Source organism: Luteibacter sp. P4_D7_3 (genome assembly GCF_056401735.1).
In genome coordinates this window covers 41,008-48,612 of record NZ_JBFUIT010000006.1, presented here as the reverse complement: position 1 = coordinate 48,612, position 7,605 = coordinate 41,008, and the positions used below count along the sequence as shown (strand labels likewise).

The window sequence follows — 7,605 nt, the reverse complement described above, 5'->3', positions numbered from 1 at the left end:
AGCCGAGGCTGCGGTCCATCAGTACGGTGAGCTTGTCCTTCGGCTCATCACGGCCCTTCAGCAGCAGCGCGGCGAGTGCCGGGCTCAGGGTCAGCGAGTTGAAGGCGGAGATCACGGTCGAGATAGCGATCGTCAGGGCGAACTGGCGATAGAACTGGCCGGTCAGACCACTGATGAAGGCGGCGGGGACGAACACGGCACACAGCACCAGCGCCGTGGCGACAATCGGACCGGTCACTTCGGTCATGGCCTGGCGCGTGGCCATTTTCGGATCGAGACCGTGCTCGATATGTCGCTCGACGTTTTCCACGACCACGATCGCATCGTCGACGACGATACCGATGGCCAGCACCAGTCCGAACAGCGACAGTGCGTTGAGGGAGAAGCCGACCAGGTACATCACCGCGAACGTGCCGATCAGCGAGACCGGCACGGCGACGAGCGGAATGATCGATGCGCGCCAGGTCTGCAGGAACAGGATCACCACGAGTACGACGAGGATGATCGCTTCGAACAAGGTGTGCACGACCGCTTCGATCGAGCCACGCACGAACACGGTCGGATCGTAGACGATGGTGTAGTCGACGCCTTGCGGGAAGTCCTTCTTCAGCGTTGCCATCTCCGCGCGCACTTCATCGGAAATCGCGATGGCGTTCGAGCCCGGGCGCTGGAAGATCGGAATCGCCACGGCTTCGCGGTTATTCAGCAGGCTGCGCAGGGCATAGCTGCTGGAGCCCAGTTCCACGCGAGCGACGTCGCGCAGGTGGGTGACCGAACCGGTGGGGTCGCTACGCACGATGATATTGAGGAAGTCGTCCTCGGTGACGAGGCGACCTTGCGTGTTGATGTTGACTTGGAAGGCATTCGAGTTCGGGCCGGGAGGCGCGTTGAGTGCACCGGCAGCCACTTCGATGTTCTGCTCGCGCACCGCCTTGATCACGTCACCCGTGGTCAGGTTGCGGATGGCCAGCTTCTCCGGGTTCATCCACACGCGCATGCTGTACTCGCCTGCGCCGAACAGCTGGACATCGCCCACGCCGTCGAGACGGGCGAGCTGGTCCTTGATGCGCGTACGGGCATAGTTCGACAGGTACAGCATGTCGTAACGGTTATCCGGCGAGGTCAGATGCACGACCATGGTCAGGTCGGGCGAGCTCTTGGTTGTCGTGACACCGAGACGCTGCACTTCCTCGGGCAGTCGGGGCAGGGCCTGCGCGACGCGGTTTTGCGTCTGCACCTGCGCGTTGTCGAGGTCGGTGCCGAGGGCGAAGGTGACCGTCAGGGTCATCTGGCCATCGCTGGTGGACTGCGACGAGGTGTAGAGCATGCCTTCCACGCCGTTGATCTGTTCTTCGAGCGGCGTGGCGACGGTTTCGGCGATGACCTTCGGGTTGGCGCCGGGATAGCTCGCCTTGACCACGACGGTCGGTGGGACGACCTCCGGGTATTCGCTGATGGGCAGCTTGAACACGGCGATACCGCCCGCGATCAGGAACAGGACCGACAGCACGCCCGCCAGGATGGGGCGTTCAACAAAATATTGCGCGATTTTCATGAGGAATCAGTCCTGGGTCTTCGCCACGCTGTCGACGCCGGCGGGACGGGCGGCGGCGACGTTACGCGCGCTTTCCGGCACCAGCGAGGCCATCGCCACGCGCTTCGCATTCACTTCCACGCCCGGGCGCACGCGCTGCAGGCCGTTCACGACCACGACGTCCTCGGCGTTGAGGCCGGAGTCGACCACGCGCAAGCCATCCACAAGGGCACCGGTCGATACGCGGCGGTATTCCACCTTCTTGTCCTTGCCGACGACGTAGACGAACTTGTTACCGAGGTCGGTACCCACAGCCTTGTCGTCGATCAGGGCGCGCGGCTGGGTGTTGCCGCTGCGCAGTTCGACGCGCGCGAACAGGCCGGCGGTGTACTCGCCGTCGGTGTTCGGGAACACGGCGCGCAGACGGATCGTGCCGGCACCGGCGCGAATCTGGTTGTCGACGAAGTCGATCTTGCCGATGTGCGGATAGCCCTGTTCGTCGGCCAGACCCATTTCCACGTCGGGCGCATGGCCACTGGCGCGGCGCAGGCGATCGAGCTTGAGGAAGGTCTGCTCGTCCACGTCGAAGTAGACATACATCGGGTCGACGGTGACGACGCTGGTCAGCGTGTCGGTCGGGGTGACGAGGTTGCCGGCGGTGATCTGGGCATTGCTGACCTTGCCGCCCACGGGGGCGCGAACCTCGGTGAAGGAAAGATTGAGGCGGGCGTTATCCAGCGCCGCCTGTACCGAAGCGACCTGCGCCTTGGCGCTGGCGGCGGCGGTATCGAGACGGTCGGCTTCTTCCTGGGACACGGCGTGCTGCTGGACCAGCTTGCTGCCGCGGGCCGCATTGGCATCCGCATTCTTCGCTTCCGCCCTGGCCTGGGCGAGGTTGGCGGCAAGGCGGTCAGTCTCGGCGCGGTACGGGCGGGGGTCGATGGTAAAGAGCAGGTCGCCCTTCTTCACGGCGGCGCCCTCGCGGAAATGCACCGAGTCGACGTAGCCGCTGACGCGCGGCTTGATCTGGATCGTATCCACCGCCTGGATGCGGCCGGTGAACGCGTTGGCATCGGAGACGGGACGCAGCAACACCTGGGCCACGGTGACTTCCGGTGCGGGCTTGGCGGCGGCGGGCTCGGCGGCATGCGTCGGCGAGCTGCCGGCGCTGAGCCAGAGCGCCGAAGCGATCGCGACCGCGAGCGCGGACGAACCGAACAGGAGTTTCTTCTTCATGACGATGTCCTGAGAGCTTGATAAGTAGGCGGGAAAGTCGTGCGGCGGTGCAGGATGCAACCTCAACCTTGGTTGAGATCAAGCCGGTCCGTCTCAGGGGGCGTAATCTAAGTCTTGCTCGTCAAGGCTTAAATGGGTCTACAATCATCGCGCCTGTGATTCGCAGTCACGAATGAAGACCCCCGGAGTCCGCGATGGAAGACTTTTCCGCTATCAGCGTTTTTGTTCGCGTGGTTGAGGCCAAGAGCTTTTCTTCCGCAGCGCAGCATCTTGAGATGACGCCGTCGGGTGTCAGCCGGGCGATTTCCCGCCTGGAGGAGAGCCTCGGTGCCCGGCTCTTTTTTCGCTCGACACGTTCACTGCGTTTGACCGACGATGGCTCCGCGTTCTACGCACGTTGCAAGGAGATCCTCGCCGATCTGACCGAGGCCACCGAAGCCTTGGGGTATGCGAAAACGAAGCCTGCGGGCAAGCTCAGGGTGGCGGCGTCGTCCGCTGTCGGGCGTGCGGCGCTCATCCCGAACCTCGCCGAATTCGAGGCAAAGTTTCCCGATATCCGCCTCGAGCTGACCATGTGCGACTTCCCGTTCGACCTGAACGAGGAAGGATTCGATTGCGCCATTCGCATGGGTGAGCTGGCAGATTCCAGCCTGATCGCGCGCAAGATCGGTCATTTCAGCAACGTACTCTGTGCCTCGCCGGCCTACCTGGCCCGCCACGGCGTGCCGACGACCATCGAACACCTGAAGACCCATCGCACCGTCAATTTCGTCCACCCGAGCACGGGCAAGCCGTCCCAGTGGCAGTTCGACTCCCCGAGTGGCCGCGTCGCCGTGGACGTGGATGCCCACATGATGATCAACGACGGCGAATCGGTGATCCAGGCGGCCATTGCCGGTCTGGGCATCATCCAGGCACCCCATTGCCTCGCTGCGAGCGCGCTCGACAAGGGTCTGCTCGAGATCATCATGACGGACACGATCTCCACCGGCTCCAACCTCTGGATCGTCTACCCGCAGAAGCGCCACCTCTCGGCGCGCGTGCAGGCCTTCATCGAGTGGACCAGTGAGCTGTTCCAGCGCACCAGCACGCCGCAATGCCAGATCGTGCAGCAGCAGATGGCCGAGCTGGAAAGGATCCGCAGGGGCGAGCCGGCGCGTATCGCGGCGGTGGCGTAAGCGAGACTTCACAAAACTTCACCCGGACGTCAGGCGCTTCATGACGCAAGGCAGTCCACTCGGGGCTCTTCCCAAGGAGCCCCACCATGCGCCGCACCGTTGCCACCCTGATCCTCGTCGCCGCCTTCCCGGTCGCGGCCAGCCAATACCAGCCGCCCGTCACCTCCCCTGACGGCTGGCCAGTCGCCGACGCCGCGAAGCTTGGCTGGGACACCGCCACGCTCGCCAGCCTCGACGACAAGATGGTCGACGGCAGCTTCAAGCAGATCACCAGCGTGCTGGTGGTCGACCACGGCCAGCTGGTCTACGAGCACTATTTCAACGACGGCTCGGCCGACCTGCTCAACGACGTCCGCTCGGCCAGCAAGAGCCTGACGGCCATGCTTGTCGGCGCCGCCATCCAGCGCGGGGCGATCCGTGACGTGTCGGCCCCCGTGTACGCATACTTTCCCGAGATTTCCATCGCTCATCCGGACCCGCGCCGGGCGGCGATCACCCTCGAAGACCTCATCACGATGAGCTCGATCCTCGAGTGTGATGACGAGAATGAATTCTCCGCCGGTAACGAAGAGCGCATGTACGTCTCCGAACGCTGGCTGGACTTCGCCCTGAACATCCCGATTCGCGGTTACGCGCCCTGGGTCACCCGTCCGAAGGATTCGCCGTATGGGCGCACATTCTCCTACTGCACCGCCGGTGCCTTCCTGGCCGGCGCCGTGGTGGAGCGGGCGACGAAGATGCCGCTGGCCCGGTTCGCGCACGAAGCGCTGGAACAGCCGCTGGGCATCACCCAGGTGAAGTGGAATACCTCGAGTGAGGGCGTCGGCATGGGCGGAGGCGGCACGCGATACCGGTCCCGCGACCTCGCCAGAATCGGCCTGCTCGTTGCCGATGGCGGTCGGTGGCACGGCCAGCAGGTGCTGCCGAAGGCATGGGTGACCACCATGCTGACGCCCCATGCCCAGGCTCGCGACGATGCGGACTATGGCTACCTGTGGTGGCAGTTCCGCTTCCCGATAAGCGGTGTGGAAACGAAGGTCTGGGCCATGAGCGGCAACGGCGGCAACTATGTGTTCGTCCTGCCCGAACGCGGCCTGGTCACCGTGGTCACCAGCAAGGCTTACAACAAGAGCTTCGCCCACCCCCAGTCCCAGGCCATCTTCCGCGATTACATTCTTAAGTCCCTGCCGCGCTGATTGCTTTCCTGCATAAGCTGCCGGGTTTTCAGGTCGGCGGGGCACCAGGGCGCCGCAAGCACCCTTTCCCGTTCCGCCGTGACCCGGCGATCGATAGCAGCGAGCACCGCCTCGAAAGCCGGATCCCCGGCGATGGAGGCGAACAAGGGCGAGGCGCGGAGGTAGCCCGCGTCCCGCCACCCCTTGTCCACCGCGTCGGAAAGGGCGGCAATCGCACCGCGCCGATCGCCGGTTGCCTGCAGCAGGACCGCCAGTTCGAGCCGGCTGGATGGCCATGGGTCGTCAACCAGGCTGGAGCGGGTCTGCGCAATACGATCGGCGAGCCACGCCGGGCTGGCAGGAACGCGCCCATAGACGGCCGCGAGTGTCGTCTGGAGCCTTGAGTCGGGGCGAATCGCATGGGCTTCGGCGAACGCGTTGGCCGCGGCGACCGGGTCATTGCGACGCAGGGCGAGTTCGCCATCCAGCTGCGCCAGCTCAGCGCGCGGCGTACCCCGCGCCCGGGCCTGGTCCAGCGCCGCGCGCGCTTCGTCGAAACGACCGTGCGCGAAAAGGAAGGCGGGCCAGGCAAGGTTGGAGAAAACGTTGTCTGGCGACAGTTCGAAGACGCGTCGATAACGGACCTCGGCCGCCGCGCCGAAACCGAGCAGCTCGTACTCGCGCGCGACCTGGACGTCGCGGAAACGTACGCGTGCCGGGTCGCCGTGCATGTCGAGATTGGCTCGCAACGCATCGGCCAGACGACCTTGCTCCTGATACAGGTAGGCGGCCGACGAACGGCTGGCGTCGTCGGAAGGTTCCAGTCGCACGGCTTGTTCGTATCCGGCGATAGCGCCGGAGATATCGCCAAGGCAATCGCGCGCATAGCSCAGTGCGGACCACGCGTCGGCGAGATCGGGCCGCAATGCGACGGCGCGCCCCGCCAGCCGTAACGCATCGCGCGCGTCATCCGCCCCAGTGTTGTAGAGACAGGTGCGTGCCGACCGCGTCCGACTCGCACCGGTCAGCGCGTCGGCATCGTCGGGGGCCTCGTGCAAGGCACCGTCGTAGAGGGCGAGCGCGCGTTCGTTGTTTTCGCGCTGGCCCATGGCGGCATACCAATGGGCGCGCTGGAGAAGTTCCTCTTGCGCGGTCGGTACTGGCTTCTGTTCGCGGCCAAGGAAACCGGCACCCAGCGCGACGGCGGCCAGTACGCTGACGGCGGCGAGTGCCGGCCAGATCGCATGCCGTCGCGGCGCGATTTCCTCGGCGAGCGGTTCGGGCGGCGCACCCAGCCGGTATCCGCGTCCGCGCACGGTGCGGATATAGCGTGGCTGGCGCGCATCGTCACCCAGCGCCTGACGCAGCAGGCGAACGCGCTGGGTCACGGTTTCCTCGTTCACCACGGCGGGCGCCCAGACGACCTCCATCAGCTCGTCGAAGCCAACGACGCGATCGCCGCGTTCGATCAGGCACGCCAATAGCTGGAAACTGAGTCCGGCCACATCGAGCGCGATGTCACCGCGCTCCACCCGCTGGCGCGCGAGGTCGATCGTCAGATCGAGCAGCCGGTAGCGGGTGTTCATGGCCGGGACGGTGACTCAACCGCCCGCAGGAAGCAGAAGCAACAGCGCGATGCCGAGGATGATGCGATACACGGCGAAGACGGTGAACTTGTGCGAGCGGATGTAACCGAGCAGCCACTTCACCGCGACGAAGGCGACGAGCGTAGAGACGACGAAAGCGACGCCGAGTCCGGTCCAGTCTTCGCCGGCGGCACCGCCCTGCCTGAAGGTCTTCAGCAACTCGTAGCCCGTGGCGGCGTACATGGTCGGAATGCCGACAAGGAAGGCGAACTCGGTGGCGGCCGCGCGGTTACTGGTGCCCGCAAGCATGGCGACGAAGATCGTCGACGCGGAGCGCGACGTACCCGGGAAGATGCCCGCAACAATTTGCGCCAGGCCAACCAGGATCGCCACGCGCCACGTGATCGCCACCTGGTCGGGACGGTGCATCGCGACCTTCTCGGCCGCAATCATCCAGATGCCGCCGATGATCAGCGCCCAGGCAATCGGGGTGATCGTCTCCGGCAGTTTGAAACCGAGTTTGGTCACGACCAGGCCGAGGGCTGCCGTGATGAGGAACGCCACGGCGAGCTTCATGACGTAGTCGCGCGTCTCCGGGCGCCGCCAGTTCTGAACCATGCTCCACAGGGTGCGCCAGTAAATGAAGGTCACCGCGAGGATGGCGCCTGCCTGGATTGCCACGTTGAACAGGTCAGAGCGCGCGCCGAGCCAGCGCTCTGCGATGAGCAGGTGACCGGTGCTGGAGACGGGAAGGAACTCGGTGATCCCTTCGACGATGCCGAGGAGGATGGCGCTGATCAGGTCGTTCACTGGCTAAGCATTCCGGGCGAGGGGACGGCGCATAGCTTAGCCGCTGACGGCCACCGTCACGCGGTGCGCACGCGGTGCGCTGATAT

The 7,605-nt window shown here is 65.1% G+C and carries 6 protein-coding genes; 2 read left to right on the top strand and 4 right to left on the bottom strand.

What is annotated here, in order from left to right:
- The coding region (locus tag AC1DSN_RS01645; protein ID WP_477329349.1) for an efflux RND transporter permease subunit at nucleotides 1–1,555 on the bottom strand (1,555 nt) is incomplete at its 3' end.
- 6 nt (nucleotides 1,556–1,561) lie between these two features.
- Nucleotides 1,562–2,770 (bottom strand): efflux RND transporter periplasmic adaptor subunit, encoded by a 1,209-nt coding sequence (locus AC1DSN_RS01640; protein WP_477294259.1) that lies wholly within the window; start codon nucleotides 2,768–2,770, stop codon nucleotides 1,562–1,564.
- A 194-nt stretch (nucleotides 2,771–2,964) separates the two neighbouring features.
- Between AC1DSN_RS01640 and AC1DSN_RS01635 the strand changes: the two genes are divergently transcribed.
- Entirely contained in the window at nucleotides 2,965–3,948 is a 984-nt protein-coding gene (locus tag AC1DSN_RS01635; RefSeq protein ID WP_213949013.1) for a LysR family transcriptional regulator, read from the top strand.
- 86 nt (nucleotides 3,949–4,034) lie between these two features.
- Nucleotides 4,035–5,144, top strand: coding sequence for a serine hydrolase domain-containing protein (locus AC1DSN_RS01630; protein WP_477294256.1), 1,110 nt, complete (start codon nucleotides 4,035–4,037; stop codon nucleotides 5,142–5,144).
- Here the strand turns inward: AC1DSN_RS01630 and AC1DSN_RS01625 are convergent.
- Nucleotides 5,117–6,709 carry a winged helix-turn-helix domain-containing protein gene (locus AC1DSN_RS01625; protein ID WP_477329347.1) on the bottom strand — a complete coding sequence of 531 codons (1,593 nt, stop codon included), beginning with the start codon at nucleotides 6,707–6,709 and terminating at the stop codon, nucleotides 5,117–5,119. The two genes, AC1DSN_RS01630 and AC1DSN_RS01625, sit on opposite strands and share 28 nt — an antisense overlap.
- Nucleotides 6,710–6,724: 15 nt before the next feature.
- Nucleotides 6,725–7,519 (bottom strand): undecaprenyl-diphosphate phosphatase, encoded by a 795-nt coding sequence (locus AC1DSN_RS01620; protein ID WP_063571868.1) that lies wholly within the window; start codon nucleotides 7,517–7,519, stop codon nucleotides 6,725–6,727.
- Nucleotides 7,520–7,605: the final 86 nt, after the last annotated feature.

Excerpts from the sequence above, each read along its gene's own strand:
- AC1DSN_RS01630 (WP_477294256.1), top strand. The coding sequence starts at position 4,035 with ATGCGCCGCACCGTTGCCACCCTGATCCTCGTCGCCGCCTTCCCGGTC.
- AC1DSN_RS01635 (WP_213949013.1), top strand. The coding sequence starts at position 2,965 with ATGGAAGACTTTTCCGCTATCAGCGTTTTTGTTCGCGTGGTTGAGGCC.
- AC1DSN_RS01640 (WP_477294259.1), bottom strand. The coding sequence starts at position 2,770 with ATGAAGAAGAAACTCCTGTTCGGTTCGTCCGCGCTCGCGGTCGCGATC.